The organism is Chryseobacterium sp. (assembly GCF_008014695.1).
In the GTDB taxonomy this organism is placed as follows: Bacteria; Bacteroidota; Bacteroidia; order Flavobacteriales; family Weeksellaceae; genus Kaistella.
On sequence record NZ_VOXE01000002.1, the window covers coordinates 116759 to 138073 of the forward strand.

A 21315-nucleotide genomic window follows, 5' to 3' on the forward strand; every position below is an offset into this window, starting at 1 on the left:
GAATTTTTTTAAATGGTTGTCAGTCTGAAGGTGTTGGTTCTGCCGCCTTCGTAGGCTGGTGTGGCATTCAGGTTGATGACAAAATCGCCCTGTTCCACAAATCCGTAATTGTGCGTGAGCATATTGACCTGAACAATGGTTTCATCCGTAGATTTCTCCATATCATAATAAAATGCACGGACTCCCCAAAGAAGATTCAGCATTGTAATGACGCGGCGGTTTGAACTGAATACAATAATATGCGAGTTCGGACGGTGTGCAGAAATCTGAAAAGCCGTATAACCGGAATGGGTTAAGGTAATGATTGCCTCAACATTGGTGGTTTTTGCGATCCTTACCGCAGCAAGGCACACTCTGTTCGTGATAAAACGGTCATCAATACAGTCGAAGTCGTGTTCAACAGGAGAATTCTTTTTTTGATAGAAATGGGTCCGTTCAATATTTTTTACGATTTTCGACATGTTCTGAACCACTTCAACCGGATATCTTCCTACTGAAGTTTCCCCGGAAAGCATCACGGCATCAGCGCCATCCAGAACGGAATTTGCCACATCATTTACTTCTGCACGCGTAGGAGTCAGACTGTTGATCATGGTTTCCATCATTTGAGTGGCAATGATCACCGGTTTGGAATAATTTCTGGCTTTTTCCACCAACGTTTTCTGGATGGCAGGAACCTGTTCCATCGGGACTTCAACACCCAAATCGCCACGAGCCACCATCAGTCCGTCACATTCCATCAGGATTTCGTCGATGTTTTTCACGCCTTCAGGCTTCTCGATTTTTGCAATAATCGGGGTTTTCTGTTTATTTGTCGGATGGTCGCTCATGATCTTTTTAAGATCGATGATGTCCTGGGCATGACGCACAAATGACAGTGCGATCCAGTCCAGTTCCAGATCCAGCATAAAGTTGGCATCTTCAATGTCTTTTTCGGTAAGTGCCGGAAGCGAAACATTGGTGTTAGGGAGATTGACTCCTTTTTTGGAACTCAAAGGTCCACCCTGAATGGTTTTGGCTCTTACGGTATCGATTCGGTTGGTTTCCAGAACTTCCAGAACGAGTTTTCCGTCGTCAATCAGAATTCTTTCCCCAACATTTACATCCTGAGGAAACTGCTGATAGGTCATGTACACCCTTTCGGAATCGCCTTCAATTTTTTCGTTCGTAAAAGTTAATATATCACCCGGATTGAGGTATGAGCCTTCTCTTACGACGCCAACTCTTAATTTCGGACCCTGTAAATCTCCTAAAATGCTTACTGAAAAGCCAAATTCTTTATTAATCTCGCGGATGATCCTGACATTATTTCTAACCAAATCATAATCTGCATGGGAAAAGTTGATCCTGAACACATCAACTCCAGCCTGAATGAGCTGAACCATCGTTTCTTTATCTGATGACGCTGGCCCCAGGGTTGCGATTATTTTGGTTTTTTTAAGATATTTATTCATAGTATTGAATTATTTGGTAAAGTTCATCATCTGAACTTAAAGGAAATTCCTGAATTTGAAATACCAGGAGATCAGGCAGCAAAATTAAGGAAAAATCGGCAATAACATCCGATGAAGTGGCGATATAATCCACATCGATATGATTATGTAACAGAAACTTAACAGACTCTTCACCGGAAAAGAGTTCAAAAGATTCCTTTTTCCGGATGCCTTCGTATGAGATATTGCGGATGAAACGGAAACACGTTTTTACTTCGTGGTGGTATGCCTGGAACTGCGCAAATTTGTATGTAAAATATTCCCCGTCAATGACCAAGTCTTCAATGCGCGAAAAGCAGAAATGGTTGATTCTGTTTACGGTGAAAAAGAGTTCATAATCGGGAATATCTTTTGCCAACCGAACCAAACCAATGGTCAAATCGTCATTATCTTCTTCCAGACTAAAGAACTGTTTTTGGATTTTCAAGAATATTTTCTTTTTTGTTTAAAATGTAAAAAGCCCGCTGTGCGGCTTTTTCTTCGGCTTTTTTCTTGGAACTGTCTGTGGCGTTCGATATTTTTTCTGCACCCAGCCAGACATGGCATCTGAAAACGGTGACCTTTTGTGCCTGATGTTCCTCGCAGGTTTCGTATCGGATCAGGACCTTTTTCTTCTGGCTCCATTCCAGCAGAAGACCTTTATAACTAACGATCTTATTTTCAAGTTTATTGATTTCCTGTGGGGTGAGGAGTTTTTCGAGAATGATTTTCTTACAGAAATCATAGCCTAAATCGAGATAAATGGCGCCAACAAGAGCTTCAAAAAGATTTCCGCTGATATTCTCGCTTAAAGTGATGGAATAGCCTGGCTCCAGAAATTTTGTCAGCTGCAGTTGTTCACCAATCCTGTTCAGGTTTTTGCGGTTAACAATTTTTGATTTCATTTGGGTAAGATACCCTTCTCTTGCATCGGGATAAGCCTGAAATAGATGACAGGAAATAATGGTACCCAAAACCGAATCGCCCAGAAATTCCAGACGTTCGTAATTTTTAAGATCTGGATTTCTCGAAGAGTTTTTCAGAGAAAAAGCTTCGCGGTAAAGATGAATATTATGGATTCCACAGCCAGTAATTTTACTGATTTCAGAACTGAGGTAATAATCGTTTTCCGTTAAAGTTTTTCTTCGGTGTCTTAGGAATTTAGAAAAGTAATTCTTTAACTCCATGCATTGTAGGAATTAGATTTTTTTAAACAGAACGCAGGCGTTGTGGCCTCCGAATCCAAAAGTATTGCTCATGGCAATATCCACATTTTTCTTTACCGCAGTATTGAAGGTGAAATTCAGTCTCTTGTCAATATTTTCATCATCGGTGAAATGATTGATGGTAGGAGGGACGATTCCGTGAATAATGGTACCCAAAGCTGCAATAGCTTCAATAACACCGGCAGCGCCCAAAAGGTGGCCGGTCATGGATTTTGTTGAATTGATCTGAATGTCGAAAGCATGATCGCCCAAAAGTCGTGAAATTGCATTGGATTCTGCGATGTCACCAAGCGGAGTAGAAGTACCGTGCATATTGATATGATCTACTTCGTCTGCTGTTACTTCAGCATCTTCAAGACAGTTTTTCATGACAAGATAAGCGCCCAAACCTTCGGGATGAGGTGCGGTCATGTGATACGCATCTGCACTCATTCCGCCGCCTTTTAATTCGGCATAAATGGTAGCTCCGCGTTTTTTGGCGTGTTCATATTCCTCCAGAACAATAGAGCCGGCTCCTTCACCCAGAACAAAACCGTCGCGGTCTTTATCAAAAGGTCTTGAAGCTGTTTTAGGATCATCATTTCTGGTAGAAAGTGCCATCATGGCGTTGAAGCCGCCAACTCCACTCGCTGTAACTGCAGCTTCAGAACCGCCACATACAATAACATCAGCTTTACCTAATTGGATGAGCATTTTGGAATCGATTAAGGCGTTTGCCGAGGAAGCACAGGCTGAAACGGTGGTGTAATTAGGTCCATGAAAGCCATACTCAATGGAAATGTGTCCAGGAGTAATGTCGGCAATCATTTTAGGGATGAAAAAAGGGTTAAATCTTGGAATTTCTGATTTTGCCCACTCCAGAACTTCATGTTCAAAAGTTTCGAGGCCTCCGATTCCGGAACCCCAGATTACTCCAACCCTGTTTTTGTCTACGTTATCTTCAATAATCCGGGAATGGGCGACCGCTTCGCGGGCTGCAATCATTCCGAACTGGGTATTCCTGTCCATTTTTTTAGATTCTTTTTTCTCTAAATAATCTAATGGATTGAAATTTTTGATTTCGCAGGCAAATTTTGTTTTAAAATTTGTGGTATCAAAAAGAGTAATCGGAGCGGCTCCGCTCTCACCTTTGACAAGATTTTCCCAGTAATCTGCGGCATTTTTACCGATGGGGGTAAAGGCGCCAAAACCGGTTACAACTACTCTTTTTAATTCCATAAATTCTAGAAATTTCTCTGATAAAGAATTACTTGTTAACTACCTCTTCGATATAAGCGATTGCGTGACCTACTGTAGTAATTTTCTCGGCCTGATCGTCTGGAATCTGAATGTTAAATTCTTTTTCGAATTCCATGATAAGTTCCACAGTATCTAAAGAATCAGCTCCTAAATCGTTTGTGAAGCTCGCTTCTGGAGTTACTTCCGTTTCTTCAACGTCAAGCTTATCAGCGATGATAGCTTTTACTCTTGATGCAATGTCTGACATAATAATTTATTTTTTAATATAATTGTTAATGGTGCAAATATATAAAATTCTGAATGATAAAACCTTTTTTTGAATTTATTTGCGGTTTTTTGTTGCTACGATTTGATTATCAGGATTAATTATTTCAGGGCATTCACATAATGGTTTAATGTCCTCAAATAAAAAACCACCCTCTATATAAGGTGGTTTTTTCAAAAAGTGGAGTTGGAGGTTTTTGAACCTTACATATTTTAACATAACTTAAAATGTGTAAGTGTGCTATTTTTCAGTATTTTAACTATATTTGTATATGTGAATATAATTAGTTTTTATATCTAAATATAGAAGAAGTAGCACCCAAACTGGCACCCTATGAATTACACTTTTAAACTTAAGAAGCCTAGTGAAACTAAGGAAACCCTCATTTACTTCCGTACTTTTTTCAACAGTGAAAATAAGAATTTTATCTATTCTACTGGTGAAAAAATTAAGCCTTCTGAATGGGACTTTGAAAATAGGCAACCTAACGATTTGAATGGGAGAACTAAGCGAGCTGAAATTCATAGAAGTCTGAAAATGCAACTAGATAGGTATAGTAGTTTTTTTACTGAGATAGTAAATCGTTATAAAAATATAAGCGAAGAACTTACCGTAGATATACTTAAACAACGATTTGATGAAAAGTTCAAGAAAATTACTGTAAAAAGTGATTTTTTTAGAATTTATCAGGAATTTTTGGATGAGAAGGAAAATGATTATACAGGAAATTCGATTTCAAATTCGACTTTAAAACGTTATAAATGTAACAAAACTTTACTTGAAGATTTTGAGAAGAATAGTAAAATAAAGGTTACTCTCGGAAAATTTGATGATAAGCTCTATAACAAATTTCTTAAATATTGTATTGAAGAAAAAAAGCATTCTGCGAATACTGTACATAGAAATGTTGGTCTTCTAAAGACTTTTTTGCTTTGGGCTTTAAATAGGAAATATACTTACAATAACGATTTTATTGCTTTCAAGAAACCTGCTAAATTTATTACTGACGAAATTGCTTTGAACTACGAACAGGTTGAACTAATTTACAAGTACGATCTTGCTAAAAATAAAAGATTGGAAAAAGTTCGTGACCTATTTGTTTTTGGTTGCACTACAGGAATGAGGTTCGGTAATTATAGCACAATCTCAAAGAGCGATCTTGAAGGTAATTTTATTAGAGTAATTGATTTAAAAAGCAAATCAAAAAATTTAGCAATTCCTTTAAATAGTATATCTAAATCAATTCTTGAAAAATATGATTATAATTTGCCGAGCATTACAAATCAGAAGATGAACGAATATATTAAGGAGGTATTTAAAGAATTAAAATTTACTGATGAAATAAAGAAGACAATGAAGTATGGTGATGAATTGGTAGACCAAAAAGCCGAATTTTGGACAAGAATTTCCTCACATACTGCAAGAAGAAGTTTCATCACTATAATGAAGAACAAACGAGTTCCGGATAAAGTAATAATGAGTTATACAGGTCATACAAGTCTGGAGGTCTTCAATGCATACTATCGACCGAGCGAAGAAGATAAAATCAATTATATGAATGAAGTTTTTAAATAATCATTAATTTAGATTATGGATCAAAAGAAACTTTATGGACGTTGGAATTTTTGGGAAGAATTTGTAGGTTATCCTATGATGATTTTTTACTGGATCAAAGGTGAAAAAATTTCAAAGATGTTGTCAAAAAGAATTGAAAAAGCCAAACAGAAATCCAGCCAAATCAGTCTTACTGATAAGAAAAGAAATGAGTTTCTTATTCGATATGAAAAGTTAGATAACTTTTTCACTTTCCACTTCAAAAATATAGATGCTTCCCGAAATCACAACTTTGAAGAGAAAATCGAATATTGTTTAGAGCAATATCGAAGAGAATCATTAAGTATTTTAAGCTCAAGCAACCTGATGAAATTACAGGGCAATTTTTTGAATGGAGCTGAAACTACGCTTTTACTATATTTTGCTTTAGAAGGTAAAGTAAAAAGAGAAATTCGCTTATCGGATATTATGATTGGTGAAAACAGTTCGCAAATTTTCATTGCTTTTCTAAAGGGTAAAAAATTCATAGATGAAAATCACAACCTAATCGTAGATCAGAAATCTTCCTTCATCAGAATCCACCGATTCTTAAAAGACAATCATATTATTAATCCGGATTTTCAAGACACCACTATTATTGAGGCTATGGAAAACGAATATAATTCCAATTTTGACAAAGGAACATTTTCACGGGCAATAACTGTGAAACCTAATGATTTTGAGGAAACTATCTATCAAGAATTATCTAAGTTGTTTAATATCAAGTATTAAACTTTACGCAATTGAGTAGAATTGCATCATTAGTTATTCCAATCATACAATTTTGTCTGCAAATAAATATCAGATTATGCAGACAACAAATCCATTCCAAACCATTCTCGACGAATTAGGGGAAGTGAAAGACTTACTCTATTCTCTCAAAAAAGAACCTGACATCGAGTTGAAAAAGAAATTATACTCTATCAGAGAGTGTTCAGAAATTCTAAAACTCGATTATCAAACCGTACGCTCACATATTTTAAAAGGTAACATTAAAGCAGAACAAATAGGAAGATTCTACAGGGTCAACCATTTTGATCTGATGGATGCTTTAAACGAGGTCAAATCACTTAAGTATAGAAGATAGATAGAGACTTTATTTATCAAGCATTCTAATTCACCCTTCAGTATTTCCTGTGCGGAATCAAACCTTTAAAATATGAGCGAAAAAATCCCATATCTAAGAGTAGGGACAACCTACTATAAAACTATTGAGAAACCATTGATCTCAGGTGATAAAATCTCAATATTGACTCGATGGAATCGTGAGACCATTATCAGCGATCACGGAAAGATATATGTCTCAAAAGTTCCTAAGTATGATGGTTTCTGTTGTATACCATCCCATTTGCAATACCAACAAATTATCCAAGGATTCTATAATGTTTACAATGAGATTCCTTATCAGCCGATTAAAGAAACACCGGAGCAAACATATCTACAAGAGAAGATTCCATTTTCACTTAGATTTATGGAGCATATTTTTGGAGAACAGTTGGAACTAGGATTAGATTATATCAAGATCTTACTGCAATATCCAACACAGATCCTCCCGATTCTTTGTCTTGTAAGCAAGGAAAGATCTACCGGGAAATCTACATTCATCAAATGGCTTAAATCCGTTTTTGGACTAAATATGACTTACATCAAAGGCGATTCTTTCAGCAGTCAGTTCAATTCGGATTGGACATCAATGTTGATCGTTGCTATTGATGAAGTATTCTTTGACAAAAAGGAGATTACGGAACGACTAAAATATCTTTCCACTACCGATAAAGACAAGAAAGAGGCAAAAGGAAAAGATCGTGAAGAAGTGGAATTTTTTGGAAAATTTATTCTCTGTTCCAATAATGAAGATAACTTCATTCAGATTGATGAAAATGAGATACGATTCTGGATCATCAAGGTAAAATCGATTAAAACGGAGAATACTGAATTTCTACACAATTTAAATAAAGAAATCCCTTATTTTCTTAGATATTTAATTCAAAGACCTTTTCACAGCCGTAAGGAGACAAGGATGTGGTTCACTGATTCCCAGATCAGAACCAAAGCCCTTCAGAAATTGGTTTGGAAAAATAACAACAAATTAGAATCTAAAATCGTCGAACTTTTATATGAGTTTTTTGAGAGTACGGAAGACAGCAAGATCAATTTTATTCCACAGGATATTTTCAATATGCTGGTTAAAATGTTCAGTAAACAGTATTGGACGGTAAACGATGTCCGAAAACTCCTGAAAGAAAACTGGAAACTTGAACCTCAGAACAATTCACTGGCTTACATCAAATACGACATCGATTACAGTAGAAGTTTTTACCAACAGAATAAAACAGGACGGTATTTTACAGTAGACAGAAATTTTATTCTTCAAAAATTTGATGAAATGATGAATTAATTGATAATGAAAATAAAATCAATTAGTTACATCTCATCAAAAACCTCATCAAACTTTTAAACCTTGGTTTTTGATGTGAGAATGATGAGAAGAATATTTCTACTTTGATGAGATGATGAGACCTTGATGAGGTTATAAAGTATTGTAATTCAATTTTTTATAAGGCTTTCTCATCAATTCATCAAAAATTAGTCGAAGACAAACTAATCCGCCTTTCATCGACAGGACAACTACTATCTATTAATAAAAACATTAAAATTTACACAATGAACTGCAAACAATTTAACAACATATCGTTGGAAGAAGTCCTCCTTTCTCTCGGACACCTTCCTACAAAACAAAATGAAAAAGAAGCTTGGTATCTCAACCCCTTTGCCAACGAATCCCAAGCCTCTTTTAAAATCAATAAAAGAATAAACTATTGGTACTTATTTTCAGAAGGAATCGGTGGAACGAATACCGACTTTATGAAGAAATATCTGAACGCTTCAGTCAATGAAGTTTTAGTATGGGCAGAAGATCAGAATTTCTCTTCTTTTCAAAAGCAAAACATTCCTGATCAGAAGTTCGAAAACCCGAGTAAAAATTATGAGATACTTGATGTGAATGAAATCCAGCATCCTGCACTTTTGGAATATTTAAGAGAAAGAAAAATTGGAAATCAAACTCAGTTCTTACACGAAATTCGTTACCGAATGAATGATAAAAACTATTTCGGAATTGGATTCGAGAACGATTCTGGCGGTTATGAAATCCGTAATAAATATTCTAAAATCTGTTTGGGTAAAAAAGGTGTTTCAACCATTAAAAATGGTTCGGTATCGCTTCGAATTTTCGAAGGTTTTTTTGATTTTATTTCCTTTAAAAATGTAGAAAATTTTTTAGAAAAAGAACCTTCTGATTATATCATTTTGAATTCCGTTTCGATGATTCACAATATTAAAAATTCATTAGGAAATTATGAAAATATTGAACTTTATTTTGACAATGACGAAGCCGGAAATCTGGCGGTTGAAATGATTAAAAATGAAAACAAAAACGCAGAAGATTGTCGGGTTTTATATTCAGATTTTAAAGATTTGAATGACTGGATGATTCACAAAAATCCATCACCTGAAAGACAAGTGAAACAAAGGCGAAGGTGAGTAAAATAAACAAAGGTAAAATGTGGTGGTATGTTAGTGCAAAAAGTACCCAAAGTTTACAATAAGCGTATCCGCTGATTGCAAAATTGGGATTTTTGATTTCTTCCTATCGTCAGAAATGTTTTTTTTAAATACGCCAAAATTAATACAATGGAAAAAGACTTTTTACAAGAATTTATACACCAGGTAGCCAAAGAAAATCAAGCAAAGATTGCTCAGGAAAAGAGAAAAAAATATTTTCAGGAATTAGGTCGTAAAGGTGGTTTGAAAACCAAAGAAAATAAAAAATTGGACAAAGTTATTTCAATACGAATGACCAATTCTGAATATGAAATTCTACTTCAAAAGCAAGAAAAACATCCTCTAAAATTGTCCACTTATATCCGGAATATTTTGTTCGAAAAAGAACTAAAAATCAATGAATTTCAAACTGATGAAGTCTTACTTCAATACGGAGCCCATTTCAAAAAAATCACCAACCTTTTACGAAATCGGGAATGGAATGCTATTGAAAATAAGAAAGAAATCTTGATGAGAATTGAAAATTTGATCGAATTAATTCATCAATATTTATATATAAAAATTCAGAAAAATGAATAATTCGGCAACCACAAGAACCATTACAAAAATTGCTTTGGAATACAATGCAAACGATAAAGGATCAGCAGAAATGGTTGCTTCGAATTATCTTTTGAGTGACACTGCTGAAGGTCAGTTTAACGAAATGAAAACCGTAGCTGAAAGAAATACCAAAGTGAAGAAATGGGCATTGACTGGTTATATTTCTCAACCGGACGAGATCGGTAGAAAATTGAAGGATGAAGAATTCAAACGAATTGCGATAGAAGCTCTTGCAAAAGTAGGTTTGACAAACAAAAATCAATATCGACTGGATATTCATAACAGTACAAAACATAAGCATATTCATTTTGTCGCCAATAGGATTGATTTTTCGGGAAGGTGCACTGTGAAAGCACACGATATCGGAAAGAGATTTGGTGAAGCTGTCAGAGAAGTTTGCAAAGAGAAAGGATTATTAACCGATGTTGAAATTGGAACTCAAAAAAAAGCTGAGATGCTGAAAAGCTTGACCGAAGCTATCAGGTCAAAAGATAATTTTGATGATCTGATCTCAGAAATGAAGAAAAAAGGTTTTGAAATTCAATTGTCTTCAAATGTAAAAGACGGGATTTCGGGAATGCGAATTGTGATGGAAAAAGACAAAAATTTTCAGACAGAAAGGATTTATAAAGCTGGGTATAAATTATCTGAAATTTCAAATCAATTGAAAATCTCTGAAATAAAATCTCTATTTAAAATGAAACAAGCTGTTAGGGAAGTACAAAGAAATGCTGACAACTTAAAGGAGTTTCGGGAAAATCTCCAACAAAAGGGATTTTCTGTAAAGATCCAATATAACGGAGACTTTAAAGCTGGTCAAAAAAATCAAATTAAAGATATATGGATAAATGAAATTAATAATAGTCAAAACAAAAACGGATTTTTTTTCCGGAAAAATGTTGGATTCTCTCTTTCTTCAATAGATTCTGACCTTGGTGATCTGGTAAAATCATTAAGTCAAAGTAGTGTAAATAATGACGCAGGTAATCCTTTGAAAAAAGAAACAAATGAAAGCTTAATAGAAATTGCAGGCAAATTATTAGGTGACTTCCTTAATCCAACCTATGTTTCTCAGGACGAAGATGAGCTCTGGAAAAAGAAGCGAAAATTAAGACGATAATCAAAAATTAAAAAATAAATATGGAAAATGAAAGTAAAGAATCTAAAAGTAATGGAATGGAACTTTTAGAAAACGTGATCAAATCAAACAAGGAAAATATTGAACAAAATATCAAACTTCAGTTTGCCATTGAAGACCATACGACCCTGTTGAACGAAGTACAGATCAGTTTTGAAGATGGACAGTCGACCAATAATGAAACTGTAGCCTTTATGAAAGTAGAGCAAACCAAAAGAGTTGAATTCCTGGACAGTATTCCTACTCAGGTAGAAACAGTTCTTTCAAAAGAAGCTAAAGATTATTTGGACGGTTTTGGAAAGAATATACGATGGAAGAAGAAATTTATTTGGAGCGGAATTGGAGTTTTTGTCTTTGCGGTTTTAGTACTGATCGTCTCCATTAATTTCGCAACTAATTGGTACAAAGAAAGCATTAAAGCCAAAAGTGAATTGCGTCAAGATATTTTAAATGAAATTGCTGATGAAGGAAAAAAAATCTACGATGAAAATGAGATAACAATTTTGAGAGAAAACACTCAAATAATGCAATTATGGATCAAGAACAATCCTAAAAAAGCGGAAGATTTTTTAAGATTCAAAGATGGATTTGTAGCTAGTAAGGAAAATAGATGAGAAAATTATCATTGATCCATATTCCAAAAGAATAATTAAGATGGACAAAATCATTTTCAAAACCTTTCATCTTATTAAATATATTTTGTAGAGGAGCAGATAACGCTGTATTTGTAGTTATTAAAGAAGATACAACACATAAAAATAGTTATATACCACCAGAAGTACTCGATTGGACAAATCCTTGAAAAACCGTAATATTAATCTGTGATGCCACATTCTCGTACAGGTGAATGTAAATTCTGAGACTCCAATGTACTAAAAACAGAAAGAAAAAGCAACTACAATGGTCTCTACAAGCCTACTAAAATACGATTATCATACGTCATTAAGAAAAACATTTCAAGTTTAGACTTGTAATTAATACATTAAAAATGTACTTTTGCAACATCTTATGAAATTATTCAGAACTACATCTTCTCAAGTTACACCGCCTTAATTTAGCAGGCTGATAATTCATTCTATACCCAAAACTATCTTTGGGTAATCCTTCATATACTTTAAAATATACTTTTAATACAATCCCATAATTTGCTATGGGATAACTATAATCATTATAAAATGGAATATAGATTCTCTAATTTTCAGTCTTTAAAAAATATCAATATAAAAAATGAAGTCTTAGCCGGACTTACAGTAGCAATGACAATGATCCCTGAATCGCTATCATTTGCTATCTTGGCAGGATTATCTCCCTTAACAGGCTTATATGCTGCATTCTTAATGGGAATTGTTACTGCATTTCTAGGTGGTCGACCAGGTATGGTTTCAGGTGGAGCTGGTGCAACAGTGGTTGTACTTATTGCGTTAGCTTCCTCTCACGGTGTTGAATACCTTTTTGCAGCCGTTGTCTTAGCGGGGATTATTCAGCTTTTGGTTGGTGTTCTAAAACTTGGGAAATTTGTACGACTTATACCACAATCTGTGATGTACGGTTTCTTGAATGGTCTTGCAGTCATTATTTTTATGGCGCAGGTATCACAATTTAAAGTGGTCAATAATGGCGTCAGCTCTTGGATGGAGGGATCTGCATTATCTATAATGGCGGGACTCACACTCTTAACAATTGCCATCGTTTTCATTTTTCCTAAGATCACGAAAGCAGTCCCGTCATCACTAGTTGCCATTATCGTTGTCTTTGGCTTGGTCTATTTTCTTAACATTGACACTAAAAAAGTAATTGATATAGCATCAGTTAGTGGCTCACTACCTTCATTTCATATTCCAAATATTCCATTTAGTATAGAAACCTTAAAAATCATTTTTCCTTATGCTGCAATTATGGCAGGTGTTGGATTGATTGAATCTTTATTGACATTAAATATGGTGGATGAGATTACCAATTCAAAAGGTCGTTCTAACAGGGAAGCTTGTGCTCAGGGTGTTGCCAACATAACTAATGGATTTTTCGGAGGAATGGGAGGCTGTGCTATGGTAGCACAAACTTTAGTAAATATTGACGCCGGTGCTAGAACCAGAATTTCTGCTGTTGTTGGAGCTGTAACAATTTTGATTATTATTTTAGCAGGTGGATCTGTTATCGAACAAATTCCGATGGCTGCACTTGTAGGAGTTATGATGATGGTAGCCATAGGTACATTTGAATGGATCTCTTTCCGTATCATTACCAAAATGCCTAAATCAGATATTTTTGTCGGAATTCTAGTAGCGATTATAACGGTACTTTTACATAATTTAGCATTAGCGGTTTTAATCGGTGTAATTATATCAGCACTTGTTTTTGCTTGGGACAGTGCAAAAAGAATCCGAGCGAGAAAATCCATTGATGTCAATGGAATGAAAAATTATGAGATCTATGGGCCGCTATTTTTCGGAAGCACCACAGCATTTATTGATAAATTTGATGCATCAAACGATCCCGATGAAATAATCATTGATTTTAAGGAATCCCGTGTAGTAGATATGTCAGCCATCGAAGCCTTGAAAAAAGTAATTGAAAAATATAGGACTTACAACAAAAAAGTAGTTCTGAAGCATCTTAGTCCTGATTGTATTCAGCTGTTAGATAATGCCAGCGGTTTTATTGAAGTTAATCATTATGAAGATCCATCTTATAAAGTGATGTCTAAATAATGTTGAATAGTAAAAAAATAGTTTATTATTTTTATTAAAAAAGGCTCAACAATATGTTGAGCCTTTCCAATGAAAAAGTAATTATCCCGAATTACTTATATTTTATTTGTTAATAAGCTTTTCAAGCCTATCCATCATTTCATCTTTTTCCTTCAGCATTCTTTCATAAAGGGCAATCTTTTCTTCGTGAAGCTGCACTAATTTATCAATAGAATTATTGTTAAAAGTGGGGCTGTAGTTAATCAAACCCTGCGTGGTGTTTCAGGTTTGATAAAAGCTTATAAAAATGCGGCGCAGGAAACACTTGATGCTTCTGAAATTGTGGTCAAAGACTTGACAGTCTTATCGTGAAAAGTGTTTGAAATAAAATTAATCGCTTGCTCTTCATCAAAATTCTGAAAAGCTTCTACTGGAATTCTAAGGGCATTTGAAATGGCTTTTAGAAGATCTTCTTCGATCACATCTTTCTGCTCCAACAAAGAAATTTTCTTCTGATTCCATTCATCACCCAAGTCAAGAGCTAAAGCTTCCTGTTTAATACCTAGCATCTCTCTAAAGCGTTTTACATTTCTTCCCTGATGTATTTTCTGTTCCATAGCAGTTATCAAATTTTAAAGGCTTAAAGATAAAACCATTTCTATTAATTCGTCTGAATGGTAAAGTTAAAAAATTATCCTGTAAAATATCCATTTCAGTATATATAATATCCAACTTCTGTATTGATTATCCACTTTTGAAAGTAGTAATTCGTATTAATAAAAATATAATTATTATGAAAAATAAGAAGATAGATTTTGAAGCTGAGTTCTGGGACAGCCATCAAAAGCATTCCTGTTTGACACTGATAGATGCATTTTTTCAGATGGATTTTCTGTCCGCTGTAAGAGAAAGACTAAATGATGTGATCAACTATTCAACGAAATGCGAAGTACTGATGAAGGATGATCCTTCGCTCATCTTTCATTATTACCTCTGTATGCGCTCATTTATTAGGGCAAGTTATGTATTACAATTCGAAGCAAAAAGATGGAAAGTGAAACGTCCCCCAAAGTTTCCATCCAGATTACTTCAAGGTTCGCTTTCGGATGAAGAATACCGCAATCCGTTTCTTGTCTTTCAAAAGGCGTTTAAAGAGTTTACTCTACAAGAATTTGAGTATTTCAATACGCAGATTGTTTATTTCTCATTAGGTGCATATTCTGATGAACCTGAAACAAATATCGTTACTCTTTTTATCCATCTTAATAAAATGCTTGATTCAGCGCAGATCATTCGTGAAAGAGGCGTAAAGAAAATAAAGGATAAAAAAACCACATCCTCAGAATAATTTATCCCTTGAAAAGCATTAGATACCTGACAATTACTGACCAACTTTATTTCACTAAAAAATTTTAATATGAGAGATAAAGAAAAAACAATCGGAAGAATCATAGACTCGATGGAAAAGGTTGATATAACTTTTAAATTGTTGTCAGATGAGAGGCAGATAGATGAACTTAATAAAGGTATTTATCTACTTATGGATAAATTGGGAAGTGAAGACATAAATGTACTTTTTGACCGATATCCTAGATTGATACAAAAGTATAGTATCAAAGAAATGTTTTCAGGAAATGTTGAAATTCCAAATATTGACCCACATAGTTTAAAGATTGCCGGATTACTTACCTGCCTGCAATTTTTGGTCTCAAGTTTTACCGATTTTATAGATGAATTTGGCAATAGCCTTCCTTTGAAGGAAACTAAAAATAGTAATTCATATCAAGCCGAAAACTATATCATTAGTTCAATTCCTTTGGATGATTATTTAAAAGAGCTTTTTCTGGGTATCCTCTCTGTTACTGGCGAAGAATACTACCAAAAATTTCTCAAAAAGATTGGCGATCCAGATTTTACTATTGATGATATTCTAAAAATTGAGAAAGATAAAGAATTACAGGAGTATATTGATTTAATGGTGTGGTTCTCCTTAATCCGAGTGTTTCTTGAGGCTATTTACTTCTACTTTAATGTCGAAAATCACAACTCAAAAATTTAATAAAATGAAAACTTCAAATCAACTTTTATTCTCAAAACTCGAAAACGAATTTTTAGAAGATGCCATCAAACAGCTTAACCAAAATTATATTATCATTCAGATATTTTATAACAAAAGCATACATTCTCAGGATTCCCATCTAATTATACATTTGGAACACAAGACGGATATTGATAACTTAAAACAAAAACACTGGATCAAAAAAGCCTACTCTGAACATAAAGTACACATCCATTTATTTTACAATACTCAACTCCATCAAAAGTTTGATTCAGGACATCCCTTTGTCGAATTTTACTGCAAACCATCAGCCTTGATATATCAAAATGAGCAGTTTGGAAATCACCTTTTGATTGACAGAAATTGGAAGAAGTTTAATAAAAAGTTTGAAAATTATAAGGAAAGATTTTACAACGATCACAATATATTGCTGTCTCAAACCCGTGAATTTATTAAGGATGAATCGTTTGTAAGTGTTTTCCTCAGCTATGAAAAGGTGATTAGGTATGACTTGGAATATCTTGAAAATCTATATAAAGGATCTTCCTCTGATACAAAAAACCTGCACGAGCGTATTTATCATTTAATACCCTACGCTCCTGAGATTCAAAAATATTTTATAAAACAAAATGGAAAGGAGTACTATCTGATCAGTTTATTTGACAAAGCAAAAATGTCAGCTCGTGAGGATGAACTTATGTATGATAATGAATTCTTTGAAGCCATCGGCATTGCAGAAGAAAGTATTTTCAGGATGATAGAAATACGCTTAGAAGAGTTAAAAATACACATCAAAAAATCAACTAGTAATATTGCAATACATACGGAAATAGCGGATGATTTGGTACATCAGAATGATAAAATCCTTGATAAGGCGGTTGAAGTAATTGTAAAATCTGAAAATACAGAAGAGATTTACCTATTTCATAAATCTACATACGGTAATAGTAAGATTTATTATCTGCTCGTAATTGCTCATAATGTGAGTAACGAAAAACTGAAAGATATACAGTATTATCTCAGAAATAAATCTGGGAAACAATATGATTTTGTATTGATCAGTCACGACCGATATTGGATTCAGCAACACCTATACAAATACCAAAATTTCTTTGCAAACATAATGCAGGGTAAAAACAGGATTTATGCTTCTAATCAATATCATCCTGAGCCACATTGGCAGTTTCCATATATTCTGGAACAAGACCTGAATTGTTATTATAAATCAGCAAAAGGCAATGGCTTACAGTTTTTAGCTATTGTTGGAAATGAAAGCGGAAACCATCAGGGAATACCTTTTCTTTTCGCTTTATTCTTCCTTTCGTTTTGCAGAACCTACATTTTTGTAAAGCTTTGCTATATGCCTAATTATTTGTCCTTTCAATCATTGTGGCAACTATGTCTATACGGCAATCCTGATCTGATACGCTATCAATATTTATTTGATGGATTCCTGCTGAAAATTATTCCAACTTTGGAATACCATAAGATTCTGCGCCATAAGTTTACTTGTCTTGATAAGGAAGTAGTGGATCAAATGAAAACTCTTGTGGAAAAGCTGATGAATGAACTTGATGAATTGGTCAAAAAAGAAGGATTTATCGATAAAATAAAAAAGGATTTTGAAAAATTTACATCTGAACTACATATGTAGTAATTGAATGTAAAAATCGGTGGTAGTGTTCACCGATTTTCAATTTTAGGGAGCATAAGTTCAGCTCCAACCGACCGTAGATTTGATTATACAAAAAAAGAGGTGAAAATAATGGAAGAGACAGAAAAGGATGTGTAAAATTGCGTCAAGAAGTAGGCTTAAATCTTTTCTATTTGAATATTATGGTATCAAGTGATCAACAAAACGTACTACTGAAGGTGTAGAAAAATAAGAACTTAATAGTAGACCCATAAAATAGTGTTATAGTGGATTTTAATTTTAAAATCAATGCTTTTGCTTTGTATTAAAGTATTCCTTACCTTCGTAATCGAAGACAAAGTCTCTCGCACTGCGAGGGGCTTTTTTTGTGGCATATATCAAGATATTTTGGTTTAAAAGAAGTTTTTAACGGGTGTCGATATCTTGCAGAACAGACTGTATTGCGAAAATTTATCTTCAAATTATAAATAGTGCATCACAACTTTATTTAAAGTTATGAAATAATATGTAAAGCCTTTATTAATATTAATTACAGAGAAGTGATAATTTATGTCCTTTCAGAAAATATTTGACTTTGGAAGTTTGAGCATTGATTTTTTTAGAGGAGCTGGAGGAATTTAGCAAACTTACTTTTAGTAAGGTCAAAGATAGAAAAGAGAAATTAATCAAAAAGGCAAAAGGTTAAATGGCTTGTATTTTAGTGCCGGCAGTTTTTCCGGATGAAAACCCTGAGCAATAAAATTGTTTAAAAAAGTTTTCTCCAAAAGTGATCTTTTGAGAATAACGTTAATATTTATAATAGAGACAAATTAATTAAAACAAAATAAATTTTTAAATTATGATTAGTACATTTAGTATTGTAGTGGTGATCGGATTGTTTATCCTTTTCACAGTGGGAATTCTCGGAAAGAGAAAATTTAAGGGATTCATTGAATATGAATCTTTTAAAATGGGGATTGAGGCGGAGGATTAACCGTTTTAATTTTAGATCAGGTTGGACTTCTGATCTTTTTATTTCACTGAATTATGTTTTTTTACAGAAAAACGATCGTTGTTTGAGATTATTTTAATTTCACGGTTATTTTTTCAACTCTATTCATAAAAATACAGACTTTTAAAATGGCGAAAATGATTAAAGAATAAAAACAAATCTGCGAAAAAATTGCTTCAAGAAATGTACACTAATTGTAATAATAGCTAATACCACTACCAGTTATAGAGTGTTCAGTAAATCAAAGTAAACCCAATAATTGCTATTGACATTAATAATCCAAATGTTCTTGGTAATAAAAGCAATAACATTATAAAAGAACATCCGACTAAAAAGAAACATATCAAAACAAAATGTATCCAAATATTAAAATCTTATCCTTGCTTCTCTTGTTCCAAAAAATTATTAAAAAAATGGCTAAAATTGAACTACAAAATAATGTAAAAGCTAACCACTCTTTGTCTGTATTTATAAAAGCGAATATGAATTCGCCTTTCAAATTAGAATAAAATTCAATCATCCTAATTCTTCAACACGTTTTTTAACTTCGGGATTGTCCTCAAAATATTTTTCGGTAAACCTCAATACTTTTGTCTGGTTCGTATATGTATGGCGAAAATTTCACTTTCAGTTGTGTTGTTAAAAAGTGGTTAAGGTTCCGCCGCTTCTCGTCAGTTGCCAAGTTCGGAACTTTTTATTTTCTGTTAAAGATAAAAATTCTTGCGAAACGCAAACGAGAACTTACCACAAAATTCGCAATTGCGAGAAACGGCTGTTAGTGGATAGCCCTTTTACCTTTTTTAGGAAATTTATTAATTCTGAATACTATATATTATTTTCTTTTCAGAAAGATTAACTACACTAATAGATAAATCTTTGTTTAGTACAAATACATTTTTACCGTTTTTAGAGTAAACAATCGCTTGTCTTGGTTCATTAAATCCTGTTATCACTCCAATATTAGTTAGTGTTGATACATCAATTATTGAAAGAGAATTATCTTCCTTATTTCCACTCAATAAAATGTTTTCATCTGAAGATAATGATGCGCCATAAGGATCTTTGCCTACAGAAATTGTTTGAGCGATTATACCTGTATTTAAATTAACTACTGCAATGGAATTGGAACCACTATTAGCAGCAAATAATGTTTCACCATCTTTAGTAATAGAGATAGCTCTTATTTTGCTAAAACCAGTAATAGTTGTATCGATTTTTAAAGTTGCTGCGTCCACAACCGAAATAGCGTCGCTGGCAAAATTGGTCACGTAAATCTTTGTATTTGTTGCGTTTAATTTAATACCTTGTCTTGGTTCGGCAAAACCTGTTATTATTTTTTTTACCGATTTACTTGAAAGGTCAATTACCGTTACGGTATTTGTTGCCTCATTATTAATATAAATTTCTTGACCATTGTTGCTAATTGCTGAACCAAATGCTCCAAAGCCTACCGCATATTTTTCAATGATTTTAAATTTCTTTGTTTCCAGTACAGTTAAAAATCCGGTACTGCTGTCAGTGATGTAAAACTTCATTCCATCAGGCGAAAAAATGATGTTTCTTGGACTAATGAATCCAAATATCTTTTTTATTAATTTATGAGATTTTAGATTATAAACACTTACGAAATTTACGTCGCTGTTTGATGCTAATGCAATATTTTCGGTTGGACTTATTGCTAAAGAATTATTTTTTATGTTACCGTCAAAGATTTGTTGCGCTTGAGTTTTGGTAGCAATAATACTAAAGAATAGTATTAACATTCCAATTTTGAATTCATTTTTCATATTTTTAATTTATTAGTTTGTTAAAGTTGTTACAGCCCAAAGTGCAGCAGTTGCTATAATCACCCATAGAATTACACCTTGAATTAATGGTTTAAATCCAACAGAAGATATTGTTTTTCTGTTCAATCCACATCCTATTAAAAACAAGGTAAGCGTTAATCCTGCTTTTGCAATATTAGTTAAATAATGATTGTATTGTTGAACAAAAGGAATATAGGTATTTGCAATCATTGCAAGAACAAATAATCCAATAAAGTAAGGAATTTTTATTTTACTTTCTTTATTTTTAAAAATAAAAGTTGATAAAAAAGCAACAGGAATTATCCATAATGCTCGTGCTAATTTAACAGTTGTAGCAATCTCTAAAGCTTGCGGACCATATTTACTTGCTGCACCTACAACTGAACTGGTATCGTGAATAGCAATTGCACACCACATTCCAAATTGTGATTGTGATAAATTTAACTGATGCCCAATAAAAGGAAATAAAAATAAGGCTGCAGAATTTAGAATAAATATGGTTCCTAATGCAACCGATATCTGTTTTTCCTCTGCCTTTATTACAGGAGAAATAGCAGCAATAGCACTTCCACCACAAATGGCTGTTCCAGCTGATATTAAATAAGAAGTCTTTTTTTCTATCTTTAAAAACTTACCCATAAAGAAACCAATTACTAATGTTCCAATAATAGAAACTATTGTAAATAAAATACCTTCTTTACCCGCTTTTAATGCACTTGTAACATTCATTCCAAAGCCCAAACCAACAACAGAAACCTGTAACAATATATGAGTTGCTTTATGATTTAGATGTAAATATGGATGTCCAATAAATTGCGCAATTATTAAACCCATAAGTAAGGCAATCGGCGGTGATATTAATGGAGACAAGCAGAGTACAACTGCTAATAAAAAAATCACTTCTCTAGTGGTTATACTTTTGTCTAATAAATTTTTGAATCCTTTTTGATTTTCCATCTTACTTTATATATTATTGTTAGTACAAATTTCTTGAAATAAAGGATATGTTGGAAATTGTA

Annotated in this window: 20 protein-coding genes and 1 pseudogene; 13 read left to right on the forward strand and 8 right to left on the reverse strand. The window is 33.5% G+C overall.

Going from position 1 to position 21315, the window contains the following annotated elements; genetic code table 11:
- Window positions 1-8 precede the first annotated feature (8 nt).
- From pyk to FUA25_RS04960, 5 genes are read right to left on the reverse strand one after another with little or no spacing between them, the layout of a single operon-like run.
- Window positions 9-1454: a pyruvate kinase gene (gene pyk, locus FUA25_RS04940; RefSeq protein WP_147755814.1), complete on the reverse strand. Its 1446-nt coding sequence runs from the start codon at window positions 1452-1454 to the stop codon at window positions 9-11.
- Entirely contained in the window at window positions 1447-1920 is a 474-nt protein-coding gene (locus FUA25_RS04945) for an IPExxxVDY family protein (RefSeq protein WP_147755815.1), read from the reverse strand. Before FUA25_RS04945 ends, pyk begins: the two co-directional genes overlap by 8 nt.
- Window positions 1895-2659 (reverse strand): ribonuclease III, encoded by a 765-nt coding sequence (gene rnc / locus FUA25_RS04950; RefSeq protein ID WP_147755816.1) that lies wholly within the window; start codon window positions 2657-2659, stop codon window positions 1895-1897. Before rnc ends, FUA25_RS04945 begins: the two co-directional genes overlap by 26 nt.
- A gap of 12 nt (window positions 2660-2671) precedes the next feature.
- Window positions 2672-3916 carry a beta-ketoacyl-ACP synthase II gene (gene fabF, locus FUA25_RS04955; protein ID WP_147755817.1) on the reverse strand — a complete coding sequence of 415 codons (1245 nt, stop codon included), beginning with the start codon at window positions 3914-3916 and terminating at the stop codon, window positions 2672-2674.
- 28 nt (window positions 3917-3944) lie between these two features.
- A complete protein-coding gene (locus FUA25_RS04960; RefSeq protein WP_002976354.1) occupies window positions 3945-4184 on the reverse strand; it encodes an acyl carrier protein in 240 nt (79 codons plus the stop codon).
- 351 nt (window positions 4185-4535) lie between these two features.
- On the opposite strand from FUA25_RS04960, the gene FUA25_RS04965 reads away from it, so the two are divergent.
- The 9 genes from FUA25_RS04965 (at window position 4536) to FUA25_RS05005 (ending at window position 13805) form a co-directional block, all read left to right on the forward strand.
- A complete protein-coding gene (locus FUA25_RS04965) occupies window positions 4536-5777 on the forward strand; it encodes a tyrosine-type recombinase/integrase (RefSeq protein WP_027387439.1) in 1242 nt (413 codons plus the stop codon).
- Window positions 5778-5792: 15 nt separating this feature from the next.
- Window positions 5793-6527, forward strand: coding sequence for a hypothetical protein (locus FUA25_RS04970; protein ID WP_027377084.1), 735 nt, complete (start codon window positions 5793-5795; stop codon window positions 6525-6527).
- 76 nt (window positions 6528-6603) lie between these two features.
- Window positions 6604-6882, forward strand: a complete 279-nt coding sequence (locus tag FUA25_RS04975; protein ID WP_027377085.1) for a helix-turn-helix domain-containing protein — start codon at window positions 6604-6606, stop codon at window positions 6880-6882.
- 72 nt (window positions 6883-6954) lie between these two features.
- Window positions 6955-8193: a primase-helicase family protein gene (locus tag FUA25_RS04980; RefSeq protein ID WP_027377086.1), complete on the forward strand. Its 1239-nt coding sequence runs from the start codon at window positions 6955-6957 to the stop codon at window positions 8191-8193.
- Between the two features lie 266 nt (window positions 8194-8459).
- Window positions 8460-9338, forward strand: a complete 879-nt coding sequence (locus tag FUA25_RS04985) for a toprim domain-containing protein (RefSeq protein WP_051190447.1) — start codon at window positions 8460-8462, stop codon at window positions 9336-9338.
- A 150-nt stretch (window positions 9339-9488) separates the two neighbouring features.
- A complete protein-coding gene (locus FUA25_RS04990) occupies window positions 9489-9938 on the forward strand; it encodes a plasmid mobilization protein (RefSeq protein ID WP_027377087.1) in 450 nt (149 codons plus the stop codon).
- The gene (locus tag FUA25_RS04995) at window positions 9931-11079 is read left to right on the forward strand and encodes a relaxase/mobilization nuclease domain-containing protein (RefSeq protein WP_147755818.1); all 1149 of its coding nucleotides are present in this window, start codon (window positions 9931-9933) and stop codon (window positions 11077-11079) included. The genes FUA25_RS04990 and FUA25_RS04995 overlap by 8 nt, the downstream gene beginning before the upstream one ends.
- A 20-nt stretch (window positions 11080-11099) precedes the next feature.
- Entirely contained in the window at window positions 11100-11711 is a 612-nt protein-coding gene (locus FUA25_RS05000) for a hypothetical protein (RefSeq protein ID WP_147755819.1), read from the forward strand.
- 561 nt (window positions 11712-12272) lie between these two features.
- Window positions 12273-13805 carry a SulP family inorganic anion transporter gene (locus FUA25_RS05005; protein WP_147755820.1) on the forward strand — a complete coding sequence of 511 codons (1533 nt, stop codon included), beginning with the start codon at window positions 12273-12275 and terminating at the stop codon, window positions 13803-13805.
- A gap of 102 nt (window positions 13806-13907) precedes the next feature.
- Here the strand turns inward: FUA25_RS05005 and FUA25_RS05010 are convergent.
- Window positions 13908-14401 (reverse strand): annotated as a pseudogene (locus tag FUA25_RS05010) (helix-turn-helix domain-containing protein).
- A gap of 176 nt (window positions 14402-14577) precedes the next feature.
- On the opposite strand from FUA25_RS05010, the gene FUA25_RS05015 reads away from it, so the two are divergent.
- From FUA25_RS05015 to FUA25_RS13385, 4 genes are all read left to right on the forward strand, one after another.
- Entirely contained in the window at window positions 14578-15132 is a 555-nt protein-coding gene (locus tag FUA25_RS05015; protein ID WP_147755821.1) for a hypothetical protein, read from the forward strand.
- A gap of 69 nt (window positions 15133-15201) precedes the next feature.
- Window positions 15202-15843, forward strand: a complete 642-nt coding sequence (locus FUA25_RS05020) for a hypothetical protein (protein WP_147755822.1) — start codon at window positions 15202-15204, stop codon at window positions 15841-15843.
- A 4-nt stretch (window positions 15844-15847) separates the two neighbouring features.
- On the forward strand, window positions 15848-17497 hold the full coding sequence (locus FUA25_RS05025; protein ID WP_128414577.1) for a hypothetical protein: 1650 nt from the start codon (window positions 15848-15850) through the stop codon (window positions 17495-17497).
- An 838-nt stretch (window positions 17498-18335) separates the two neighbouring features.
- A complete protein-coding gene (locus FUA25_RS13385) occupies window positions 18336-18470 on the forward strand; it encodes a hypothetical protein (protein WP_262483825.1) in 135 nt (44 codons plus the stop codon).
- 830 nt (window positions 18471-19300) lie between these two features.
- Here FUA25_RS13385 and FUA25_RS05030 read toward each other — a convergent pair.
- Entirely contained in the window at window positions 19301-20275 is a 975-nt protein-coding gene (locus FUA25_RS05030) for a YncE family protein (protein WP_202967110.1), read from the reverse strand.
- A 12-nt stretch (window positions 20276-20287) separates the two neighbouring features.
- Window positions 20288-21253, reverse strand: coding sequence for a YeiH family protein (locus FUA25_RS05035; RefSeq protein ID WP_027387423.1), 966 nt, complete (start codon window positions 21251-21253; stop codon window positions 20288-20290).
- Window positions 21254-21315 lie beyond the last annotated feature (62 nt).

Excerpts from the sequence above, each read along its gene's own strand:
- FUA25_RS05000 (WP_147755819.1), top strand. The coding sequence starts at position 11,100 with ATGGAAAATGAAAGTAAAGAATCTAAAAGTAATGGAATGGAACTTTTA.
- FUA25_RS04990 (WP_027377087.1), top strand. The coding sequence starts at position 9,489 with ATGGAAAAAGACTTTTTACAAGAATTTATACACCAGGTAGCCAAAGAA.
- FUA25_RS05005 (WP_147755820.1), top strand. The coding sequence starts at position 12,273 with ATGGAATATAGATTCTCTAATTTTCAGTCTTTAAAAAATATCAATATA.
- FUA25_RS05015 (WP_147755821.1), top strand. The coding sequence starts at position 14,578 with ATGAAAAATAAGAAGATAGATTTTGAAGCTGAGTTCTGGGACAGCCAT.
- fabF (WP_147755817.1), bottom strand. The coding sequence starts at position 3,916 with ATGGAATTAAAAAGAGTAGTTGTAACCGGTTTTGGCGCCTTTACCCCC.
- FUA25_RS04995 (WP_147755818.1), top strand. The coding sequence starts at position 9,931 with ATGAATAATTCGGCAACCACAAGAACCATTACAAAAATTGCTTTGGAA.
- FUA25_RS04965 (WP_027387439.1), top strand. The coding sequence starts at position 4,536 with ATGAATTACACTTTTAAACTTAAGAAGCCTAGTGAAACTAAGGAAACC.
- FUA25_RS04985 (WP_051190447.1), top strand. The coding sequence starts at position 8,460 with ATGAACTGCAAACAATTTAACAACATATCGTTGGAAGAAGTCCTCCTT.
- FUA25_RS13385 (WP_262483825.1), top strand. The coding sequence starts at position 18,336 with ATGATTAGTACATTTAGTATTGTAGTGGTGATCGGATTGTTTATCCTT.
- FUA25_RS05035 (WP_027387423.1), bottom strand. The coding sequence starts at position 21,253 with ATGGAAAATCAAAAAGGATTCAAAAATTTATTAGACAAAAGTATAACC.
- FUA25_RS05020 (WP_147755822.1), top strand. The coding sequence starts at position 15,202 with ATGAGAGATAAAGAAAAAACAATCGGAAGAATCATAGACTCGATGGAA.
- FUA25_RS05030 (WP_202967110.1), bottom strand. The coding sequence starts at position 20,275 with ATGAAAAATGAATTCAAAATTGGAATGTTAATACTATTCTTTAGTATT.
- rnc (WP_147755816.1), bottom strand. The coding sequence starts at position 2,659 with ATGGAGTTAAAGAATTACTTTTCTAAATTCCTAAGACACCGAAGAAAA.
- FUA25_RS04975 (WP_027377085.1), top strand. The coding sequence starts at position 6,604 with ATGCAGACAACAAATCCATTCCAAACCATTCTCGACGAATTAGGGGAA.
- pyk (WP_147755814.1), bottom strand. The coding sequence starts at position 1,454 with ATGAATAAATATCTTAAAAAAACCAAAATAATCGCAACCCTGGGGCCA.
- FUA25_RS04960 (WP_002976354.1), bottom strand. The coding sequence starts at position 4,184 with ATGTCAGACATTGCATCAAGAGTAAAAGCTATCATCGCTGATAAGCTT.
- FUA25_RS04980 (WP_027377086.1), top strand. The coding sequence starts at position 6,955 with ATGAGCGAAAAAATCCCATATCTAAGAGTAGGGACAACCTACTATAAA.
- FUA25_RS05025 (WP_128414577.1), top strand. The coding sequence starts at position 15,848 with ATGAAAACTTCAAATCAACTTTTATTCTCAAAACTCGAAAACGAATTT.
- FUA25_RS04970 (WP_027377084.1), top strand. The coding sequence starts at position 5,793 with ATGGATCAAAAGAAACTTTATGGACGTTGGAATTTTTGGGAAGAATTT.